Genomic DNA, 22,663 nt, shown 5'->3' on the forward strand with positions numbered 1-22,663 from the left:
CTCACTAGTAATCCTGTTATTTTACCAGTTCGCTTTACCAAAACCAGTCATCATTATCACGAATAACCTCAGCATCTTTACGCTTTCTAGATCCCAATCCATACTTATCATACTCAATATCCTCTTTGTAAGGAAGAAAGATAGCTAGCAAGAGGTAAAGAACAATTCCAAATCCTGAGAAATACATCAAAAGTGCTGCTACGACACGTGTTATAGGCAAATCCCAGCCAAATTTATCAGCTAGACCAGCTACTACACCACACAGTAATTTATTTTGGCGTTGTTTATAAAACATTGATTTCATCTGCGAAACACCTTTCTTCTTTTCACCATTCATTGTAACAAAAGATAAGGTAAATAAAATCAGCCTTACGACTGATTTTTCATCATGAGCTGTCCACGACAAAAGCTACAGACATATTTTTGAGTATTAATACGACGCTTTCTTTTGTAGACTTTGTGACAAGATTGACAGGTATACTCATAAAGATTGCTAGCTTGATTGAGATTTGGTGCATAACGCAAACCATCAACTTGCTGTAAAAGTACTTTAAAATCTTTATCACGATGGCGAAATCCTTTATGATCGTAGTAAAGATGATAGTGACACAGTTCATGTCGAACAATCTTGCGAAAGATTTCGCAACCAAATTTTTCGTACATTTTAGGATTGAAATCCAGATGACCATCATCTGGAAAAAAACGTCCTCCAGTTGTCCTTAAGCGCTTATTCCAATAGGCTTTGTGTAAAAAAGGCTTATTAAAATCTTCTAGCGACACCGTTTTGACATAATCAGTTAGATTCATCTGGCGCAACGAGAGATAGGTTAATCTTATCACGTTCTGTGTCAATTTTTGATACCCAAACAGTCACAATATCACCGACAGAAACCACTTGACTTGGATGATTGATAAAGGTAGTACTCATCTGCGAGATATGAATCAAACCATCATCATGTAAACCAATGTCAACAAAAGCACCAAAATCAACAACATTTCGCACCGTACCCTCTAACTTTTGACCAAGTGATAAATCTGAAATCTCTAAAATATCTTGGCGCAGTACAGGAGCTGCAAAATGGTCACGTAAGTCACGTCCTGGTTTTAGTAAGTCACTAATAATATCTTTTAGCGTTTCTTGTCCTATAGCGAGTTCCTCTGCCATATCAGCTACAACAACTGATTGTAATTTCTGTTTAGCGTCATCGTCTAATTGATTAATATCAAGTTTCTTGAACAAATCCCAAACTGCTTTATAGCTTTCTGGGTGAACACCCGTATTGTCTAGAAAGTTGTTAGACTCTGGAATACGCAAGAAACCAGCTGCCTGTTCAAAAACTTTCTCACCTAGACGTGGTACTTTTTTTATGTCTTGTCGTGAAGCAATCAATCCAATTTCTTCACGATATTTAACAATATTTTCAGAAATTGTTTTATTAAGACCTGAAACGTGTGCTAGAAGTGCTGGGCTTGCGGTATTGATATTAACACCGACTTGGTTGACCACAGTATCTACTACAAAATCGAGGTTTTCAGCTAACTTTTTTTGGCTAACATCGTGCTGATATTGTCCCACACCGATAGATTTTGGATCAATCTTGACAAGTTCAGCTAGTGGATCTTGGAGTCTGCGAGCTATAGAAATAGCTGAACGTTTTTCGACGGTTAAGTCTGGGAACTCCTTTCGTGCTAGCTCACTAGCAGAATAAACAGAAGCTCCACTTTCGTTGACGATGACATAAGACACATTTGGATAGTCTTTTAAAACATCTGCAACAAAAGCTTCGCTCTCACGGCTAGCCGTACCATTTCCAATAGCAATAATCTCAATATCAAAGGTATCTATAAGCTGAGCTAGCTCCCTTTTGGACTGGGCTATTTTAGCTTGATTAGCTGGTGGTACAGGATAGATGACTTGTGTGGTGAGGAGTTTTCCTGTTTGGTCGACTACAGCTAGTTTAGCTCCTGTCCTAAAAGCAGGGTCAAAACCTAGTACTATTTTCCCTTTTAGGGGTGAAACTAAAAGGAGATGGCGTAGATTTTTTGCAAATAATGCAATAGCGCCGTCCTCAGCACTCTCTGTCAACTCGGAACGAATACGACGTTCCATAGCAGGAATAATCTTTTTCTTCAGCGCTTCTTGAATCGCTCTTTGGATATAGGTATTCTTTTCCCTAAAACGAGCCTCAACAAAACGTGTCATCACATCCAAATTATGCTCAAAATGTACTTTCAATACTCCCTGCTTTTCACCACGATTTAGAGCTAAAACACGATAGCCCTGCATATTGCGTACAGGCTCACTAAAATCATAATAAATCTGATAAATTCTTTTCTCATCCAGCATCTCATCCTTTAGCTTTGAAGTGATGAAACTGTGTTGCTTAATATCTCGATTAACAAAAGCTCTAATAGAAACATCCTCTGATAAAGCTTCAATCACAATATCAACTGCACCAGCTAAAGCCTTCTCAGCCGTCTCAAAACCTTCACAAATAAAGCTTTTAGCTTCTTTTTCGATAAAAGACTTATTTTGCAAGATAAGCCGTGCCAAAGGAAAAAGTCCTGCCTCACGAGCAATCGTCGCCTTAGTGCGACGTTTTTCTTTATAGGGTAGATATAACTCCTCGACATCTGCTAGTTTGCTAGCTTCTTCAATTGCTTGTTTAAGAGACTCCGTAAGTTTACCTTGTTCCTCAATCTTTGATAGGACAGCCAGCTTACGCTCAAAAAGCGTTGTGAGAGATTTATCCATCTCGATAATTGTTTTGATTTGAACCTCATCCAGATTTCCTGTTAACTCTTTGCGATAACGAGCGATAAAAGGAATCGTATTTCCTTCTTTGGTTAGTTCAATAACTTTTTCAATCTGTTGATTATAAAGACCAAGATTTGTAGCTATTTGTTTAATATTTGCATTTTCCATATTTACTATTATACCACAAGAATACTCTAAAGATAAGAGGGCGGCAACACAAACAGTGGTACTTTCTCGTTTGTCTAACTCCTTTCTCATTGCTTTTGCTCTGCTATTTTAAGACAAGTGTAGTATAATACCTATTAATGAATCTTTTCATTAAATATTTTAGAAAGAAGGATTTTTCATGGCTATTACACATAAACGTCAGGAGGACTTAGAGCGTAGATTTGCAGAATTTGCGACAATTATCGATCCTGAGCAAGAAAAGAAAAAACCAAAAGATGCTAAGGATAAAAAAGATAGGAAAACAATCTAGTTTATGGTACTTCTTAATCAGTTACCTGATAATATCTTGCAATGGTTTGCTATTTTTCTCTCCATTATCATTGAAGCATTACCTTTTGTACTCTTAGGAGCGATTTTTTCGGGATTTATCGAAGTCTATGTCACTCCAGATAGCGTCAATCGTCTTTTACCTAAACCTAAATTCTTGAGGATTTTATTTGGAACATTGATTGGCTTTGTCTTTCCATCATGTGAGTGTGGCATTGTTCCTATCATCAACCGCTTTATTGAGAAAAAAGTTCCCGCCTATACAGCTATTCCTTTTCTGACAACCGCACCAATTATCAATCCTATCGTTTTGTTTGCTACCTATTCAGCTTTTGGTAATTCTGTACGCTTTGTCTTATTGCGTCTTATCGGATCTCTCCTGATTGCTTTGGTTTTAGGCTGTTTGTTGGCCTATGTCTTAGATAGTGATATTTTAAAAGATAGCGCTAATAGCAACCATTTTCGTGATTATTCATCAGAAAAAGGACATCACAAGTTTTTTTTAGCATTGGGACATGCTATTGAGGAGTTTTTTGATACAGGAAGATACTTAGTCTTTGGAACCTTGGTAGCTTCCGCTATGCAAATCTTTGTTCCAACCCATTTTTTGACCACTATCGGACATAGTCCTCTCATGGCGATTTTAGTTATGATGCTACTTGCTTTTATCTTATCCCTTTGTAGTGAAGCGGATGCTTTTATTGGTGCATCTTTACTATCTACCTTTGGCATAGCTCCTGTTATAGCATTTCTGTTGATTGGTCCTATGGTAGATATTAAAAATCTTATGATGATGATAAAAAGCTTTAAACCTAAATTCATCGTCCAGTTTGTCACTATTGCATCTAGTTTAGTGGCAATTTACTGCTTGATTGTGGGGGTAATATAATGTTTCGCTTTTTAGTTTTAGTAGGTTATTTTGAGCTCTCTATGTACCTGCAAATCACAGGTAAACTTAATCAATACATCAACACACACTATGCCTACCTCGCTTACATCGCTATGGTACTTTCTTTTATCCTTGCCATAATTCAGTTGATAATATGGATAAAAAATATAAGATTACATAGCCATTTGACAGGTAAATGGGCAAAACTCACTAGTCCTTTTATCTTGCTCTTTCCCATTTTGGTGGGACTTTTAGTGCCGACAGTCACACTGGATTCCACCACAGTTTCAGCTAAAGGTTATCATTTTCCACTAGCTGCTGGCTCTAGCAAGTCTGGTGTTAGCGATGATGGAACTTCTGTACAATATCTAAAGCCTGATACCAGTAGCTTTTTTACCTCTAGTGCTTATGAAAAAGAGATGACAGCAGAACTCAAAAAATATCACGGTACATCTCCTATCACAATCACAACAAACAATTATATGGAGGTAATGGAACTCATCTATCTCTACCCTGATAATTTTACTGGACGAAAAATTACCTACACAGGCTTTGTCTACAATGAGCCTAAGCACGCAGGTTATCAATTTCTTTTTCGCTTCGGCATTATTCATTGTATTGCAGACTCTGGGGTGTACGGGCTCTTAACCACTGGAAACCAAACTTTTAAAGACAATACTTGGGTAAATGCTACTGGAGAAATTCAGCTTGAGTATAACCAGACTCTAAAGCAAACCCTACCTATCCTTCACATAACAGAAGCAAAAGAAACTAGCAAACCTGACAATCCATACGTCTACCGTGTCTTTTAATAATAAACAATAGCACTAGAAAACTAGTGCTATTGTTTATTATATAATATCTGATAGTAAGCTGCGTATGAAATCCTCCGAACGGAACTCACCTATATCATCTATTTTCTCTCCAAAACCAATATATTTAACCGGAATAGACAAATCTTGACGAATGGCTAAAACAACTCCTCCTTTTGCCGTACCATCAATTTTTGTCAGAATAATACCTGTAAGCGGTGTAATTTTTGAAAACTCCTTAGCTTGACTAAGCGCATTTTGTCCTGTTGATGCATCCAATGCTAAAAGTGTCTCATGTGGCGCATCTGGTACAACACGTTTGATAATACGCCCAATTTTTTCAAGTTCTGCCATAAGATGATCTTTATTTTGCAAGCGTCCAGCCGTATCAATCAATAAAATATCCACATTTTCAGCAACTGCTTTTTCCATACCATCGAAGACGACACTAGCGGGATCCGCTTTTTCAGATCCTGTCACTACGGGAACGTCTACACGATGCCCCCACTCCAACAACTGTGCCACTGCCCCAGCACGAAACGTATCAGCAGCGACTAGCATAACTCTCTTACCTTCTTGCTTATACTTATAGGCAAGTTTTCCGATAGAGGTTGTTTTTCCGACACCATTAACACCAACAAAAAGCATAACAGTTAAGCCGTCTTGAAAGTGAACACTCTCGTTGTAAACGCCGTCTTTTTCGTAAATATCAACAAGCTTTTCAATAATCAGATGGCGAAGTTCATCTGATTTCTTTGCATTTTCCAATTTTGCTTCGTAGCGTAAGTCCTCTGTTAGTTGCGTCGCAACGTTGACCCCAACATCAGACAAGATAAGCAGTTCTTCTAACTCTTCAAAGAAATCCTCATCCACACGACGGAAATTAGCCAAAAAAGCGTTGAGTCTTGCACCAAAACCTGTGCGAGTTTTTTTCAAGCTACGATTATATTTTTCTTCGGATGTCTCAATAACATCGCTCTCTTTTGTCTTATCTTTGGCATCATCATGTTTACTAAAATCAAGCGTTTCCTCAGTAAGATTTTTCTCAATAGTAGTACGCTTAGCATAATAATTCGCCATGAAATCTTGTTCAGTTTGTGAAACTGCTGTTGTTTTAGCCCTAGATGTCGCTACGTCTGTTACTAGTTCTGTGCGTTCTTGTTTGCTATCAGAATTTTCTGTGGACTTCTTACCCTTACCCAAATCTTCAGATGCTGTTGGCTGATCCGAAGTCGTCACATTTTCTAAGTCAGCTACTGTATCTTTTACCTCAGAAGTGTTGTTTTCCATCACATCGTTACCGAGGTAAGTCTCTTTATCCTTACTATCATCATCCTCTAAATTTGATGTTTTTTTCTTAGAATCGTCAACACCGACAACTTCACTTTCATTTTCTTTTTTACGTCCAAATAATCGATCAAATAACCCCATTAGTTTGCTTCTCCTAACACATATCGTTCAATTGCCTCTGCAACTCCTGATGCTTCGTTATTGCGCTTAGTGACACTGTTTGCAACACGCTTAACTTGATCCGTTGCATTCGCCATAGCAACACCTAATCCTGCCCATCTAATCATACTAATATCATTTGCCTCATCGCCTATTGCCATGACATTAACGTTTGTTAAGCCTAAGTGTTGACAGAGATGAGCTAAGCCGCTAGCTTTATGAACTCCCTTTGGCATGATTTCAAAGATAATTTCTCGTGATTTAAAAGCTTCATATTTTTCGTTGATAACATCTGGTAACTTGGGCAACTGCTCATCTAAAAACTTCTCATCTGTCACTGTCACGACTTTGTTGTAAGGAATATTTAGCGGAATATCCTCAAAATGCTCTACTTCTACAAAAGTCAACAGAGGATTCGCTGTATGATAAAGGGATTTATTGCCCCTAGACGGTAGACTATAGACAATGCCATCGCTAAGCACATCAAAAGGCAAACCCAAAGGTTCTAAGTAAGTATGGATAGTTTTTAAATCTTCATAAGTCAGAACTGATTTATCCAAAATTTCACCTGTTGTCCGTTGCACAAGCCCACCGTTAAAAGTAATGCAATAATCGTCATCAGATAATAAATGTAAATCAGATAAAAGAGTACCAATGGCCTTCAGCGGACGACCTGTAGTAATAACAACTTTTACACCTTGCTTGCGGACACGCTCAAGTGCTCTGCGGTTTTCTTTACTAATTTCTTTTTGAGCATTAAACAAGGTTCCATCGAGATCAATAGCAATCATCTTAATGTCTTTTCTTATCATCCAGTATCCCCTCCATATATGCCATAACAGACTCTTTTTCACAAGAATCAATAACTTCTTGGCTAATCGCTTTTATCTCATCACGCGCATTGCCTGTGGCAATAGCAGTTCCTGAAAACTCCAACATCTCATAATCATTGAGATTATCCCCAAAAGCAAGAACTTCGTCTCTCTTGATACCTAGCTGGGTACAGAGAGCCTCAAGTCCTGTTCGTTTGGTCACAGCGTCTAGGATAATATCAACGGATTGAAAACCAGTTGTTACTGCATTAGCGTACGACAAACGCTCTGTTACCCATTTTTCTCCTTCAAGCACGGTCTCTTCTGTAAAATTAGCAGTCAACTTGAAGATAACATCGTCTATAGCCTCAAAAGAATCTACCCTTTGGATATTTTTATAGTAATTTGAAATAAAGTTCACATAATCACTACTAGCATCTTGGTGGACATAAGCTCCATTTTTCCCTGATAAAAGATATTCGTGCCCATTCATGTAAGGGCTAGCAAGCAGTAACTGTATAATCTCCAGATATTGTTCTTTAGTTAAGTGTTTCTCAAAAGTCAACTCACCACCGACGACTAAGGCACTGCCATTTTCAGCTACAAAGCCCATCTGGTCACGAAAATCAGCAAAAAGACTCTCCAAAGAAAGAAGAGAGCGACCAGATGCTGCAACGAACACTATGCCTCTCTTTTTAAAACCTTTGAGAACTGTATTCAAACGCTTTTTATCATAAGTTCCATTAGCATCTAAAAAAGTGCCATCCATATCGGTTGCTATTAGCTTAATCATACAATTTAACCTTTATCCTTACAGGGGTGTGCAAAACCCGAGTAGGGTGCACATCTCAAATCCCAATATAACTTTTTTTCTATTATAACATAGAAAAACAAAAAAGCGTGCCTTTTCGACACACCCTTATCTTTTATAAATCAATCTGTATTTTACTTACAATTTCAATATTTGAAAGAGAATTATGGGGAAGCAATCCTGCTATATAAAATCTAAGCTCTGTTTTAATGAATATTATATTTTTTAAAAAGAGCCCTAAACATAAATGACAGCACCACAATGAACATTCCGATTATCAAGAAATTAAAAGTATTCTTGGAATTTAATATCGCAGAAAATATCCCTGTACCCATTGGCATAAAAAGAATAGCTACTGTAAAGATAATACCAAACACTCTCCCTAAAAATTCATTATCAACATCTCTCTGGACAATAGAGAAAAACTGAATATTAAAGATGGAAAGAAATAGATTAAATAGTGCCGGTGATAAGGCTAGAACAATCCCATTGTGGAACATCAAATAAAGCGGTGTAGCTAACATTAACATCAAACCCGAACATGATAAAAATAACATCAATAGCTTACTTGATAACCGCTTATTGACAAAACCACTTAATATTGCGCCAATAAATCCACCAATTGCTTCTGCTGTTAGAAATATTCCATAAAGTCCAGATGAAACTCCTCCAAACATTTGATTACTATAGGGCAACAATAAATTATAAGCTGCTAGAAAAAAATTGACAAGTGCAGAAAGCACGATAATAATAAAGATTGACTTATGACTGTAAACATACTTGAACCCTATCTTTAAGTCGTTAAAGACTCCACTTAGTGTCATTTTCTCCTTTGTAACCACTTCTTCATTAATAGGTGTAATAAAGAAAATTAGTAAAGCAGCTAATAGAAATGATAATCCATCCAATAGTAACACACCATGTATGCCAAGTAGCTTATATAAGAAAATCGCTATCATAGGAATCGCCACTTTTATAATGGTACTAGTGGTTTCCAAATAGGAATTTAGTTTTGTTATATGATCTTTTTGTACGATTTCTTTCGTGAAAGCTTTATAAGATGGACCAGAAAAAGCACTCATAAAAGCCAAAATGACATTGGTGATAACAATTGCATAGACCAACCATTTTTCTTGGGATATAAATGAGAGAACTGTACAGACGATACCACATAAGATATTTGTAGTGACTAAAATTTTTTTCCGCTTGAAGCTATCTGCAATAACACCACCAAACACATTAAATAGGACACCTATCACGCTTTCTAATGACTGATAGACTGCAACCAACGATAATGAAGTGGGATTTAAACTCGCAAGAAAAGTATTATTCGCAAAGTCAAACATAATATCTCCAATTCTGGATATTCCTTTACTACTAACCAAATACAATATATTCTTTTTTTCCATTCTTTTCACAATATTCCTCAACTATTTTAAAGGCCAATTGATATTATAAATATAAGCCCTTTTTTACACTTTCCTTAACCAACTCTTCAGTCAGTTTCCATAACTCTTTAGATTCACCTTTTATAAATTTTTTCTTTTCTAATACCATGTCTGAACTAATATTATCTGGATTATAATTTAATTCTGACACTTCTAAGTGATTTATAAGTGGTACCAATGCGTCAATAACTCTTGCATATCTTGCCTCAGCACTCTGCCCTTTTTCAAATTCCAACCAAGAATTTTTCATATTCAAATATTTTTCTTCTGGGAGGATGCTCATTGTCTTTTTTATAGATTCTAGCTCTCTATCATGAGAGTGAACCTTTTTTTATCATCAAAAACCCAAGTATCTCCGGCATAAATCTCACCTAAATCATGAATCAGTAACATAGAAACTACCTTTTCTATATTCAATTTTTCAGGATAATAATCTTGAAGAACAATCGAAGCTATCGCGCTCTGCCAAGAATGCTCGGCACTATTTTCAAATCTTCCATCAAGGGTTCTATTAAATCTTGTTACTGACTTTAATTTCTCTATTTCTTTAATAAAATTAACTGTATTATTCAAATTACTCATTGCTGCTGTAACCTCCCTAATATTTATCTCCCCTTAAATTCTTCGATTAATGTATTTAAACTTTTACCTGTAACTGAACAAAAATACACGCCATCTTTTTCTTCAACTGGGGTAATTTTAACAATCTGACTTATAGGCGTAATTATAAATGGTACTATCGTATTCTTAGGAATATTTAACTCTCTTAAATGAAAAACTTCATGTTGAAAATCTGAGTAATTTTGTAACATTCTAGCATGATAATGGCCTTTTCTCTCATATTCTCGACCGTTTGTAAAATCAAACCAATCAGCATCTTTACGATAATAATAAGTTCCAACTACTTCGAGATATTGCTCTACTGTTGATAAAATAAATTATATTTCTTTTTTCAAATTTTCTCAATTTTCCCCCATCTATTTATTAAAGTGTTCAAGCCAAAGCTGAGCGATATATTGATTATCGGTTTCAGATAAAGAATAAATAGAATGTAAATTATCACACTTCTCAGATTTTACATTTTTTTGTAAAATAAATAAAATCGCAGCATGAACCAATAATATATAGTTTCCTAATGCTGAGCTGACTGCAAAATTTGCTGGTATACCTTGATTTAAAACATAAAAATAATTATCCTCGTTTTTATACTCAGTAAAATAATCTCCCTCATTATTTATACTGTACTCCCCGTTAATATAATTTAAATCAAATTCATCATCAGATGAAGTTGCTGTAGCAACAAATGCACCATCTTTTAATGACCTAAAATCTAATATATCTAAACACTTTGAACCAGTCGCACAAAAGACGATGTCAACATTGGAAAGGTCTTTATCCATTAAAATTTCACAACCGTCCCTTACAGCCATCACAGAACGTATATGATCTTTTTCTATTACTTTTGGCTTGATTCCAAGCTCTCTTAATCTTGAACAAATCCCATAGCCTATTTTACCATATCCAATGCAAGCTACATTCATATATTTGATAAGCAAATTCTTTTGGTGCAATATATAATCTGCTCCAAATACTATATCTGTACCAACGAGATAATCTTCATTCTTTTTCAACGGATTCCTAGCTACTGAAAAAATAGGATAATTCGTATTGAGCAAATTTTGCTCATATTTCTTTATGCCATTCTCTGTATCTTCCACAATACAAATAATCGGAATATTTCTTTTTTGTGAAATATTTACAAAATATCCTCCGATATCTATTAAAATTGTTTTACTAGTGATTTCACAAAAATTTTCATCAAATGCATCATCACGTGAAGCAACTTTCATTCTAACACCAAACCCCTTTAACTCATTCCAAACCTCCTGATTAATGGAATTTGGTTTTGCACATATCACTAAACGATCTCCAAAAACTTTCTTCAATGTTTTAATTAATGGGATGCTACTTGGTATAATATGTTGTACTGCAACACAAGAAACATTTTCAAATGTGGCTTTGGATACTATTTTAGATAAGAAAGATTCTTGAGCTCTAAATCCTGAAGATTGTAATAGCTCAATCTTTTTTGCAATATTTTTATACCCTATCATATTTTGAAAATTTTCCCACTCAATCCATTCAAAAAAACTAGATTCTAACTCATTTATAGTAACTTGGATTTCATCCTCTACAAAAAATAAGTACTGTAAATCATAATGATAGTGACTCTTTTCATTCTTAGATTTATTTTCAGGAATTTTATGAATAGAAATATTAAAAGGAACAAGTTCATTTAGATGTTCAACACATTTATAAAAGAGAAGTTTCGAATCAATTCCCGTCTCTTCAAATAGTTCTCTCTTAGCTGCTTCTAACGGATTAATGTCTACCTTTTCAATATGACCACCAGGCTGCAAATATTTCCTGAGTACCTTATGATGTAACATTAATATTTTCTCACTCTTTTTTGCAATAACGAATGCAGAGGCCGTAAAGTGTCCTATAAAATTCTTTCTATCAATCAGTTTATCTTGATTTTCTTCTCTAAGATGATTCCAAATTTGCTCTAATTTATCTTTTTCCTCAAAATTATTTAACAAATACCCTTCAACGAGCTCTTTGTAATTAACCATGTGTTTTTACTCCTTAATTTATGTCATTCATAAGATGATAAATGCATATCATTAGAAAAATGTCAGCTAACAAGAAGACGATTCTTATGTCTCATCAATATAAATCTGATTGTTTATAAATGTTAGTAACTTCTTCTACAGATATTTCATTATCCTCTGATGTCAGTGAATAATTTATTTTTTTTAATAGATTTGAACAAACTACAAAATAACTCTCGCCTCTATGGCTAAATACATTTACAAAATTCTTCTCAAATCCGTTTTCAACTATAGCTCTAGTAGTATTACTTATATTCACTACCTCTCCTAGATAATTAATGGAGACTGATAAATATCCCAATCTTTTTTTAATCAATCCTCCTAATGAATCATTTCTCCTCAAAGCAATCTCATTAAAATCTATCCCCTTTGAGTATAAAGATAATATGTATTCAAATTTGTTCTTAAAATCTAAGTATTGTTGCGAGCAATTCACTTCAAAAGGTATCTTTTTATGAATATCACCTATTAAATTTAATGCATCGAAACTCTTAAACTCTCTAAAATCAAATGAAAGAGCCCCAAAAATATTCTTTATATGGTAATCCGATAACAAGCATTGACAAATGGAATACACTGTATAGAGATATTTATCTTCCTTAGAATTGTAATTATCAGCACATAGCCTAAATATTCTTATATCGCTCTTCAACAGAGACAAATCAATTGGGCTACTTTTTTTCGGAAGAATTTCTAATTCATTTAATAATAAATTACTTCTTACCATTTTGTCTTTATACTTTTCATACTCTACTAATGAACTTCTTTTAATATTGTTGTTCGCATAATAATATTTTTGAAACATTATTTTTTCCAATTTATTAAGTGAAGATGAATCAATTGAATGATAAGGAAAGTATAATCTCATCACTTGATGATGTGTCGAAGCTACAATAATTGGAATGTTTACAATATCTATAGAATCTAGTATCTGTTGCAATTCTACTGGCGATGGTAAAGTCTTTAACTGCACAATTTTAGAACTCGATATATCATCACTAATCCTAAACTCTATACTATCATCTGTTTTTTTTACTACCAGCCTAAATATATCTATTTTATTACTAATTTCCTTGATTAGTTGCTCTACTTTTCCGATTTCTGAAGTAGATGATGCTTTCAATTTTAAATCAAAATAAATAATTCGAAACTGCCTATTTTGATAAAGCCTCAATTGAGTTGGTGTGGGGCTTAATTTGAATCCATCTTCAGTAACACAGCCCATCTCTAAGTGTTTTCGAAGTATTTGATTATCTTCTCTATCTAATCCCGTATACCCCTTCTGTATATTATCATCTGCCTCATAATTATTTATATAATTATAAATCGAATTTATACTTTTAAGCCTATGAAAGTCTGTATCCTTGATTTCTATATTAAACATTTCTTCAATCTCTAAGAAAAAACGAACCAAATCTAATGAATCTAAATCAATGATATCAGTGACCTTAAATTGCGATAAAACATCTAAAATAGACTGTTCGACAGTATCTCTTGCTACTGATTTTTTCTGAAAATAATACTTATCCAGTAACTTGTTAATGTCAAGTTTCCTGTTTTGATTAAAATAATATTCTTCCACTTTTACGATGATTGGATTAATATATTTAGGTAAACGATTTTGTATTTCATTATCGATATCTGTTTTAGAAATATAGAAAATATATAATTTTTTCTGATGAAATACTATTTTTGATGAATAAACATCTTTCAGCTGATCAACCAATGACTTAATTTCATCTAACTCTATTCTAACACCGTTTATTTGAACTTGATTATCTATCCTAGACCCAAATACTAATTGTCCTTTTCTGAAATATACATAATCACCTGTTTTATAGTACCTATCTTCCCCAACTATTACAAATTTTTCAGAATCTAGTTCAGGCTGCAATAAATAACCTGCACTTACACCTTTACCTCCAATAAATAACTCTACCTGCTCATCTTCCCCTAGTTCAACCATTGAATCAAATTGTAGATTTACACCTGGTAACGGTTGACCAATTGGAACAACTTGATAATCTTTATTTTCAAGTTCATAGTATGTCGCATATATTGTTGTTTCCGATGGACCATATAAATTAAATACTCTACATCCTTTATCAATCACTGATCTCAACTTATTAGCTAAAGTGCTAGGAAAAATTTCCCCCGCCAGACACAGAGCGCTTAAACTTTCAAATACATCTGATCCATTGGTATCTACTATGGTCTCTGCAAAAGAAGGAGATAGCGAAAGATGAGAAATATTATTAGTAACTAATAATTTTTTCATACTAAGGATGCTGTTAACTCCCGATTCATAACATATCAAAGTTCCACCTGTAAAAACAGGACAAAATATTTCTGTTAGTGATACATCAAAAGTATATGGTGTAGTGAATAGGAATCGAGATTCACTATTAAAGTTAACAATTTTATAAAATTCTTGTAATAGCCAACAAATATTTTCGCTTGTTAAAAATACTTTTTTAGGAATACCAGTCGTCCCTGATGTACATATGATATATGAGATTTTATTTTCTATTATTTTTTTTATTTGTTGATATTCTCTATACTCATCATATTGTGGTATCTCCAAAACATTTATATTCAAACTCACATCAGTAGCTTCATCACAAATAATAGTGTCAAATTCAACATCTTTAACACGTTCCAAAGATTTACCAATCTCTAAACTATTAGTAATAGGTAAAGGAATCTTACCTGCTTTCATGATACCTAATACCACGGGTAGAACATATTCCGATCTAATTAAATAAAATGGAATAATCTCACTTTGACTAGCAATTAATAATTTACTTGCAAAATAATTTGACATTAGTTCAATATCACGAAACGAATAATTTCGATATTTTGTGATTATTATTTCTTTTTCAGGAAACTCCATCAATTTTTCATTAAATTTTGTTAGTATAGACATATATAAATCTCCCTATAGTAATTTTCAAGTAAAGTAAGTCATTTAACCAATTTTAACCAATAATAATGATAATGTCCATCACCGGTATCAAAATTGGGAAAAATTTTGAAATTTTCTTCATATTTAGACTTCCTTTCAATTTTTATTTATTATACAATAAATAAAACTAAGTCATTTTTTTGTTGGGAAAATGGGAAAAATTATGAAATCAAAACTTGGCATCACACTTAGAAAAGTTCGTAAAGGGAAAAAAATTAGTCTATGCTCTGTTGCTGATGAGCATCTTTCAAAATCACAAATCTCTCGTTTTGAGCGTGGAGAATCAGAAATATCTTGTACTCGACTAATCAATATTTTAGACAAACTATACATCACTTTGGATGAGTTTCTTATTTTACATGATGAAGACTATACCAATTCCGAAACATTTGCTAACCTGGTACAGTACATTCGTAAACAGTACTCAGCACAAAATATCAATAATATAGCATGTCTGCTTTCCGATACTTCAATTTACACTCTCAATTCGTTTGAGAAAACAATGGTAAAATCCATTTTACACACAATGGATTCGAACCTCATTCCATCAGATGAAGAGTTACTTCAACTGACAGACTATCTTTTCAAAGTCGAAAAATGGGGCTACTATGAAATCATTTTATTAGGTAACTGTGTACGCACAATTAACTACAACTCCTACTTCTTATTAACCAAAGAAATGTTAAACAATTACATCTACTCTTCATTGAATAAAACCAATAAGCAACTTGTCACTCAGCTTGCTATAAATTGTTTCATTCTTAGCATCGATAAGGAAGAGTTTTCTAATTGCTCCTATTTAATTGATGAGATAAAGGATTTGTTAGATAATGAATTAAACTTTTATGAGCAGACAATCTTTCTCTACACTACTGGTTACTATGAATTTAAGTGCCAATCAGGTACTGGAATTGAAAAGATGAAACAAGCCATACAAGTGCTTGATATTTTAGGAGAAGACAGGTTAAAACTGCACTATACTGACCATTTTAATAAACTAGTCAACAAAGAATAAGTGAAATCATTCTCTACCTTTTAACATTTTACCAGTCAAGGGTCACTCAATAAAAAATCAGCTACTCTTATCACTTTTCTCTTTTACCTATAGATAGCTAAAAAGCATTGGAAACAGCTTATATCAAAGCTTTCTTTGTACTCTATTCTTTTAATATTTTTCAACAATAATCAGCTTACTGAAGCCTTCAAACGTCTTTTTCCATCCTGACTATGTCGGTGCAAAAAAGGAATTTCTCATCAAGAAATTCCTTTTTTATCTGATAAATTGAGAGTGACACTTCATTTTTCCTTGTCTTATTTGGCAATCTCTTCCTCATCGAGTAGTTGTTTATCATAACGATAGAGAAACGGACAATAAACTAAGAATGCTGCTACCGCACAGATAATCGCTAGTGGAATCGCTTTGACATCTGCGGTACCAAGAAATGCACCGATACCCACTGGTGTAGGCCACGGAACTTGAGCAACTATTGCATGAATGAGATTTAATTTCATTGCAAAATAATAAATCGTCATTGAAACAATCGGAGCACAAATGAAAGGGATGGCAAGTGCTGGATTATAAATAATTGGCAAACCAAAGATGAGTGGTTCATTGATATTGAAAATACCTGGCACAACAGATGCTTTTCCGATGGCACTTAACTGTTGAGAGCGAGCGCAAAATGCACACCAAATACATAAACCAAGTGTAGCGCCTGACCCACCTGCAATAACAAACATGTTTGAAAATTCACCAGCTACAATATAGTGTGTGCCTTGGGTTGCATTAGCTGTCACATTAGAGATAGCAATCGGATTGACAAAAGCAAAGATAATATTCGCACCATGAATACCGACAATCCAAAGAGCTTGTGTCAACAGATAAATAATGACAAGCCCAATCCAAGTATTAGTCAAATGACCGACAAATGAAAACGGAATAGAGATAACTTCGTATATATCTGTTCCTAGAGCTATCAAAATACCATTAATCAAAATAACGACAAAGGCTACCACAAATCCTGGGATAAAGGCGGTAAATCCACGAGAAACACCCTCTGGAACAGAGTCTGGCATTTTTATAACCCATTTATGTTTCACACACATACGGTAAAGTAGAACGGTAATAACCGCCATTACAATAGCTGTGAAAACACCACTGGTTCCAAAACGGGTTACACCGCTAGCCATCGACCAACCATCTACCACAATACTTCCTTTCTTCAGACTAGTCACTGCAGACATCACACCACTATCAAACACAATTTGTGGAACGGTCATGATAAAAGCAAACAAGGCAAGTAAGGCGCCATTAAGAGGATTCAAATCCAAATCTTCCTCTTCTGCGTAAATTTTTGTCAATTCATAAGCCATTGACAAAACAAAATACAATGATAATGAACCCATCGTTGCGTAATAAGCAACCATATATAAACTCGTAAATTTATCAAATGAAGCGGAAAAAATATCGGCAACTATTGGCCAAAATGAGAAAGCCTGTGGCAAAATACTAAACACCAGAAACATTGATCCGACAATCGTAAATGGAACTGCTGTCATACCTGCAGCTGTGATAGCACGCACAACCTTATACTGTGCAATAACGCCCATTGGTCCCATGAGATATTTATCTAAAAGACCAAAGAAACCTTTTTGTTCGTCCATAAGAACGCCTCCTAAACATTAGTGATAAGAGTTTTCAATCGCTTGAAAACGTCTATAATATCTATCTTTATTCTCTGAAATCTCTTGTATTCTTTTGAGATTGTATAAAACAAGTAATATACCCAAGATTAAGAGCATAGCTATAAAGAGATGACTAGATAGGTTGTCAGCAAAAATAGGAAAAATCTTAGAAAACTGATTCGTCATAACAGTCAATGCTAGTAGCAATATTTGAGTTGCCCCTTGGCAATAAAACGTTTGCTTCGTTCTTTTGAGATAAATCTGCTGCGTTCCATACATCCTAAACTGCTCTGCATAAGACCAAGCAATCAAAACTAGTAGGAGACTTGGGAGAATTATATATAAACCCATCTGTGCCCATAAGATGATACCCCAATAGATATTGGAAAAGAAAAATAAAGCCAAAGAATATCTAAACAACATATAACGATTAAAATAAGAATTCTTCAAAATCATCTCTTTTTTTAGCACTTCTCTTGACTGTGGAAAATGTGTTTTTCTCATCTTTTTCTTATTCATCAGGTACCCTTTCATTAGCCTACTTTTTGATACAATTCTAGCATTTCTAGCGCCACTTCTCTGAGAGTCATCGTCGTCATAAGGTGATCTTGAGCATGTACCATGATAATTTCAACGTTGATTTCTGTACCACAAGCATACTCCTGCAAAAGATTGGTTTGTGCTTGATGTGCTTTTAGTAGCTCTTCGTTTGAATCCTTTAATTTTTTCTTGGCTAAATCATAGTTTCCCTCACGCATAGCTTCAAAAGCTTCGTGAACAATACTTCTGGCATTTCCTGAGTTTAAAATAATCTCAAAAGCCGCTATTTGCAACTCTTCTGTAGTCATTAATGCAGTTTCCTTTCTTTTATTTTCAAAAATAATGTCTTAAATTGCTGAAACGTCTGACTCTCCAAAAGCTGCTTTTGGATATCTGGTCGATCAACCAAATCGACGATACAAGAAGCAAGCTCAGGCAAACCATCATTATCATAGATAGACATAGAGGGTAAAAAGACAAACTGGATATGAGGATAATCGTCATTCCATTTCAAGCCTTCTTTAATGATAGCCACACCAATATGGTGTTGATTAGCTACCGCTTTGATGGGATGAGGGACAGCGATACTATCACTAAAAATAACAGAACTCATTGATTCACGCTGTGAAAGCATCTTTTTCATTCTATCAATAAATTGCTCTCCTTCGCCTTTTCCCATCTTCTCTAACAAATATTCAATAACGGTGTCTTTGTCTGCTTTGTCCAAACATAAAAAATAATTTTCTGAAAAATAAGCGTCAAAATGACTTTCGATATCATCTATGATTTTCTTGTCAGCATTTTCCAACGTGTCTTCCTTAGATTTTTCCAGATAGGCTATCTTATGACGCACTGCCTGAACTTCTTCCTCTTTAAAAAAGACAGACACTGTAAAGATCGGAATGTTAAAGATTAAACGAGATAAATCAATCGATGATATGATAAAGTCGATTCCGTGAAGTTTTTCATCCGTCATCTCATAATAGCCAATCACATCCACAATATGAACAAGATTACCTAATTCATTGCTAATGCGACTTTTTAACATCTGTGCACTACCATAGCCAGTTGCACAAATCACTAGAATATTGAATTTGCTTTTTCTCTTTTTTCTTTCCTTTGCTGCCATGAAATGAAGAGCAATATAAGCTATTTCATTGTCTGATAGAGTGAAAGTATTAAATGTTGGCATGGTATCAAGTGTGCGACGACCTAGATAAAACATATGGGGATACTTCATTTGAATTTCACTACTTAGAGGATTTTCTAAAACAACTTGATTTTTGAGTCTAATCAATAAAGTAGCAAGATGCGCTACCAATCCCTCAATCAACTGAAAGTCTGTTTCTATCTCATCACCTATTTGATGCAGTGCTTGTAATAATTCTTGACGAATCTTATCAGATGAGCTATTTAAGTGACCATGTGGATTGCTGTAACTTTTAGAGACCAAATGAAGAGTGATGTAGTCTACTTCTTCTGGCGGAAATGTTATCTGAGTGACTGCTGAGATACGATTTAGGATGCAAGTAGCCACCTCACTCTCAGGTAAGTGACTCAACTGAGCTGATTCATCAATCTGCATGATGTAAAAACCTTCTGTCACACGGCGAATGGCTAGAGCAATATGAATAATCAAATTTTGAATCGCAAAATCAGACAATTTCAGATGCGCTTCACGGCATTCATCCAAAATAATAATCGTCAACTCTTCAAACGAAATAACTTGATTGAACAAACGATTACCGACATAAGAATGCATAGTGTGAATAAAGCCAGAGTCGATAAAATGATCAATGATAAATCGTCTTTTATCTCGTTCTTGACCGATTACAAATACCCCTTTGTTCGCTTTACTTTCAATCTTTAGATGGTAAGCAGCTAATTTATGCCTTATTTTCTTAAAATCTGCCGATAAAGTGGAACGACTGACATACAGTTCATTTACCAAGTCATCAAAATAAATCTCACCTTGTTCAAAAAGTAGTTTATTTAATAGGTAATTATAACGGTCATTGATGTCAACAGATTCGCTATAATAGACACCAGATTCAGTGATGTGATTTTCCTCCAAGAGTCTAGCATAGGCTACCTCGTTATCAATCACTAACTGATAACCAACTCCTGATTTTGATAAGATATTCACACCATTGTACGCAGTCTTTAGTTCGTCTACAATAGCTTTATAATACGTTCGTATCGTTCTATCAGAGCAGTCAAGGTAAGCAGCTAATTCCTTGCTAGTCACAAAATGGCTTTTGTTCTCCACTAAAAATTGGAGCATTCGTAGTTCTTTCGGATGTAACACATTAACCTCCTGTTAAAATGGCAATGATCGAAACAAGCAAAAAACCTAGATATTATCCTTGACTAATTTAGCCATTTTTTCAATGCCCATAGGGATTGGAACATAAGCTTGTGGTGGAATTTGAACAATTGGTTTACCTTTCTTAGCCGCTGCATCCGCCAATTGTTTAAAATTCATTTTGGTTTGTGGACTAACAAGATAAAGGTCATATTTATCCGCTTCAATACGCTTTTGACCTTCTGGAACACCCACGGCATCCATTTCAATCGTTTCTCCTTGTTCTTGAAGTAGGAGAGCTGTTTTCTTAGCAATCATTGAAGAGGACATACCACCTGCACAGATAATCAACGCCTTTGCCATAATTTTTTACTCCTTTTTGTAAACTTGTAATACCTTACAAGTTTATAGTAATATAAAACGCTCTCAATGTGAATCGTTCTTTCTTCCGCTTTAATGCGGAAATCTTTTTCTTGCACCTTATAGGTCTTCACCATTAGTTGCGATAACATTTTTATACCAATCAAAAGACTTCTTAGGACTGCGGGTGTAAGTCCCTTGCCCTTCATCGTCCTTATCCACATAGATAAAACCGTAGCGTTTCCGCATTTCACCCGTTCCAGCGGACACTAGGTCGATACAGCCCCACGGAGTATAGCCCATCAGATCCACACCATCCTCCACCACAGCCTTTTTCATCTCACGGATATGAGCAGACAAATAATCAATCCGATAATCATCATGAACCATACCGTCTGCCTCTACTCGGTCAATAGCTCCAAAACCATTTTCTACAATGAAGAGTGGTAGATGATAATGGTCAGTAAACCAATTAAGAGCATATCGAAGACCCTCGGGGTCAATCTGCCAATCCCATTCAGAAGTTTTGACATAATTGTTCTTGACCAAATCCTCAGTTTCCAGATAGTCATAGAAAGGATTATCTCGATGATAGCTAATGGCAAAGGACATGTAGTAGCTAAAGCCAATATAGTCCACACAGCCAGCTAACAAGTCAGCCTTGTCCTTATCAGTCACATCCAACTCAAAGTCTTTTCGTTGCCAATACTTGAAAATATGTTCGGGATATTGACCAAAAACATGAACATCTGCAAAATAATAGCGTTTTTGCATAGCTTTCATAGCAAGAAGCATATCCTTTGGATTGCAGGTTGCTGGATAAATGGGACACATAGCAATCATACAACCAATCTGAAAATCTGGATTAATATGATGTCCAATCTTAACAGCACGGGCTGAAGCCACTAGTTCATAATGGGCAGCTTGATACATGATTTCTTCACGGTTATCTCCTTCTTTATAGACAATACCTGAATTGGTAAAAGGAGCAAAATCCTCTTGATAGTTGGCTTGGTTATTGATTTCATTGAAGGTCATCCAATATTTGACCTTATCCTTGTAGCGATGAAAGACCACTTGGGCAAAATGGACAAAGAAATCAATCATCTTGCGATTCTTCCAGCCCCCATATTCTGTCACCAAATGATAAGGCATTTCAAAGTGAGATAGGGTTACGACAGGCTCGATTCCGTATTTCAAACATTCATCAAAAAGATTATCATAAAAAGCTAAACCAGCCTCATTAGGCTCATCCTCATCGCCTTTAGGAAAAATCCGTGTCCAAGCAATGGACGTCCGAAAGCACTTGAATCCCATCTCAGCAAACAAGGCAATATCTCCTTTATAACGATGATAAAAATCAATGGCCTCATGGTTGGGATAATATTTCCCTTCCACAATACCTTCTGTGATTTCCCGTGGCACACCATGCTTTGCAGCGGTCATAACATCAGCTACACTGATTCCCTTGCCGCCTTCTTGCCAACCACCTTCCAGTTGATGAGCAGCAACTGCACCGCCCCATAAAAATCCATCTTTAAATGCTGACATCTTTAAGTCCTCCTATTTCTTTTTTCTTTCATTGTAGCAAGCGTTTTCATTTTTGAACATATAAAAAATTTCCTCAATAGTTAGGAAATTTTTTACCTCTCAATTGTA

Annotated in this window: 21 protein-coding genes and 1 pseudogene; 4 read left to right on the plus strand and 18 right to left on the minus strand. The window is 34.9% G+C overall.

Going from position 1 to position 22,663, the window contains the following annotated elements; genetic code table 11:
- Nucleotides 1–34: 34 nt before the first annotated feature.
- From NXS10_RS05050 to NXS10_RS05060, 3 genes are all read right to left on the minus strand, one after another.
- A complete protein-coding gene (locus NXS10_RS05050; RefSeq protein ID WP_259138358.1) occupies nt 35–304 on the minus strand; it encodes a PspC domain-containing protein in 270 nt (89 codons plus the stop codon).
- A 65-nt stretch (nt 305–369) separates the two neighbouring features.
- Nucleotides 370–807 carry a SprT family protein gene (locus NXS10_RS05055; RefSeq protein WP_259138360.1) on the minus strand — a complete coding sequence of 146 codons (438 nt, stop codon included), beginning with the start codon at nt 805–807 and terminating at the stop codon, nt 370–372.
- Entirely contained in the window at nt 794–2,926 is a 2,133-nt protein-coding gene (locus NXS10_RS05060) for a Tex family protein (RefSeq protein WP_259138363.1), read from the minus strand. Before NXS10_RS05060 ends, NXS10_RS05055 begins: the two co-directional genes overlap by 14 nt.
- Nucleotides 2,927–3,104: 178 nt before the next feature.
- Between NXS10_RS05060 and NXS10_RS05065 the strand changes: the two genes are divergently transcribed.
- The 3 genes from NXS10_RS05065 to NXS10_RS05075 are packed head-to-tail and all read left to right on the plus strand — an operon-like array spanning nt 3,105 to nt 4,954.
- Nucleotides 3,105–3,236 carry an SPJ_0845 family protein gene (locus NXS10_RS05065; RefSeq protein WP_259138365.1) on the plus strand — a complete coding sequence of 44 codons (132 nt, stop codon included), beginning with the start codon at nt 3,105–3,107 and terminating at the stop codon, nt 3,234–3,236.
- A 3-nt stretch (nt 3,237–3,239) separates the two neighbouring features.
- Nucleotides 3,240–4,142: a permease gene (locus NXS10_RS05070; RefSeq protein WP_259138367.1), complete on the plus strand. Its 903-nt coding sequence runs from the start codon at nt 3,240–3,242 to the stop codon at nt 4,140–4,142.
- Nucleotides 4,142–4,954 (plus strand): TIGR03943 family putative permease subunit, encoded by an 813-nt coding sequence (locus NXS10_RS05075; RefSeq protein WP_259138369.1) that lies wholly within the window; start codon nt 4,142–4,144, stop codon nt 4,952–4,954. Before NXS10_RS05070 ends, NXS10_RS05075 begins: the two co-directional genes overlap by 1 nt.
- 39 nt (nt 4,955–4,993) lie before the next feature.
- On the opposite strand, the gene ftsY is transcribed toward NXS10_RS05075, so the two are convergent.
- The 9 genes and pseudogenes from ftsY to NXS10_RS08650 form a co-directional block, all read right to left on the minus strand.
- Nucleotides 4,994–6,385 (minus strand): signal recognition particle-docking protein FtsY, encoded by a 1,392-nt coding sequence (gene ftsY, locus NXS10_RS05080; protein WP_259138372.1) that lies wholly within the window; start codon nt 6,383–6,385, stop codon nt 4,994–4,996.
- A complete protein-coding gene (locus tag NXS10_RS05085) occupies nt 6,385–7,215 on the minus strand; it encodes a Cof-type HAD-IIB family hydrolase (RefSeq protein ID WP_259138375.1) in 831 nt (276 codons plus the stop codon). Before NXS10_RS05085 ends, ftsY begins: the two co-directional genes overlap by 1 nt.
- On the minus strand, nt 7,196–8,008 hold the full coding sequence (locus NXS10_RS05090; RefSeq protein ID WP_259138377.1) for an HAD family hydrolase: 813 nt from the start codon (nt 8,006–8,008) through the stop codon (nt 7,196–7,198). Before NXS10_RS05090 ends, NXS10_RS05085 begins: the two co-directional genes overlap by 20 nt.
- Before the next feature lie 224 nt (nt 8,009–8,232).
- Nucleotides 8,233–9,435: an MFS transporter gene (locus NXS10_RS05095; RefSeq protein ID WP_259138570.1), complete on the minus strand. Its 1,203-nt coding sequence runs from the start codon at nt 9,433–9,435 to the stop codon at nt 8,233–8,235.
- 43 nt (nt 9,436–9,478) lie between these two features.
- Nucleotides 9,479–10,056, minus strand: a pseudogene (locus NXS10_RS05100) (HD domain-containing protein).
- 23 nt (nt 10,057–10,079) lie between these two features.
- The gene (locus tag NXS10_RS05105) at nt 10,080–10,286 is read right to left on the minus strand and encodes a hypothetical protein (protein ID WP_259138379.1); all 207 of its coding nucleotides are present in this window, start codon (nt 10,284–10,286) and stop codon (nt 10,080–10,082) included.
- A 165-nt stretch (nt 10,287–10,451) separates the two neighbouring features.
- Nucleotides 10,452–12,110 (minus strand): NUDIX domain-containing protein, encoded by a 1,659-nt coding sequence (locus tag NXS10_RS05110; protein ID WP_259138381.1) that lies wholly within the window; start codon nt 12,108–12,110, stop codon nt 10,452–10,454.
- A 94-nt stretch (nt 12,111–12,204) separates the two neighbouring features.
- Nucleotides 12,205–15,075, minus strand: coding sequence for a non-ribosomal peptide synthetase (locus NXS10_RS05115; RefSeq protein WP_259138383.1), 2,871 nt, complete (start codon nt 15,073–15,075; stop codon nt 12,205–12,207).
- A gap of 52 nt (nt 15,076–15,127) precedes the next feature.
- Nucleotides 15,128–15,196 (minus strand): SHP2/SHP3 family peptide pheromone, encoded by a 69-nt coding sequence (locus NXS10_RS08650; RefSeq protein WP_259138572.1) that lies wholly within the window; start codon nt 15,194–15,196, stop codon nt 15,128–15,130.
- A gap of 81 nt (nt 15,197–15,277) precedes the next feature.
- On the opposite strand from NXS10_RS08650, the gene NXS10_RS05125 reads away from it, so the two are divergent.
- Nucleotides 15,278–16,129: a helix-turn-helix domain-containing protein gene (locus NXS10_RS05125; protein ID WP_259138385.1), complete on the plus strand. Its 852-nt coding sequence runs from the start codon at nt 15,278–15,280 to the stop codon at nt 16,127–16,129.
- A 296-nt stretch (nt 16,130–16,425) separates the two neighbouring features.
- Here the strand turns inward: NXS10_RS05125 and celB are convergent, their stop codons facing one another.
- The 6 genes from celB to NXS10_RS05155 form a co-directional block, all read right to left on the minus strand.
- A complete protein-coding gene (gene celB, locus NXS10_RS05130) occupies nt 16,426–17,778 on the minus strand; it encodes a PTS cellobiose transporter subunit IIC (RefSeq protein WP_259138387.1) in 1,353 nt (450 codons plus the stop codon).
- 18 nt (nt 17,779–17,796) lie between these two features.
- Nucleotides 17,797–18,150: a hypothetical protein gene (locus NXS10_RS05135; protein ID WP_259138390.1), complete on the minus strand. Its 354-nt coding sequence runs from the start codon at nt 18,148–18,150 to the stop codon at nt 17,797–17,799.
- Between the two features lie 182 nt (nt 18,151–18,332).
- Nucleotides 18,333–18,647 (minus strand): PTS cellobiose transporter subunit IIA, encoded by a 315-nt coding sequence (locus tag NXS10_RS05140; RefSeq protein ID WP_259138392.1) that lies wholly within the window; start codon nt 18,645–18,647, stop codon nt 18,333–18,335.
- The gene (locus tag NXS10_RS05145) at nt 18,647–20,647 is read right to left on the minus strand and encodes a BglG family transcription antiterminator (protein WP_259138394.1); all 2,001 of its coding nucleotides are present in this window, start codon (nt 20,645–20,647) and stop codon (nt 18,647–18,649) included. Before NXS10_RS05145 ends, NXS10_RS05140 begins: the two co-directional genes overlap by 1 nt.
- 45 nt (nt 20,648–20,692) lie before the next feature.
- Entirely contained in the window at nt 20,693–21,007 is a 315-nt protein-coding gene (locus tag NXS10_RS05150) for a PTS cellobiose transporter subunit IIB (RefSeq protein WP_259138396.1), read from the minus strand.
- A 117-nt stretch (nt 21,008–21,124) separates the two neighbouring features.
- On the minus strand, nt 21,125–22,555 hold the full coding sequence (locus NXS10_RS05155) for a 6-phospho-beta-glucosidase (protein WP_259138398.1): 1,431 nt from the start codon (nt 22,553–22,555) through the stop codon (nt 21,125–21,127).
- Nucleotides 22,556–22,663 lie beyond the last annotated feature (108 nt).

The organism is Streptococcus sciuri, from assembly GCF_024814375.1.
GTDB classification, from domain to species: Bacteria; Bacillota; Bacilli; order Lactobacillales; family Streptococcaceae; genus Streptococcus; species Streptococcus sciuri.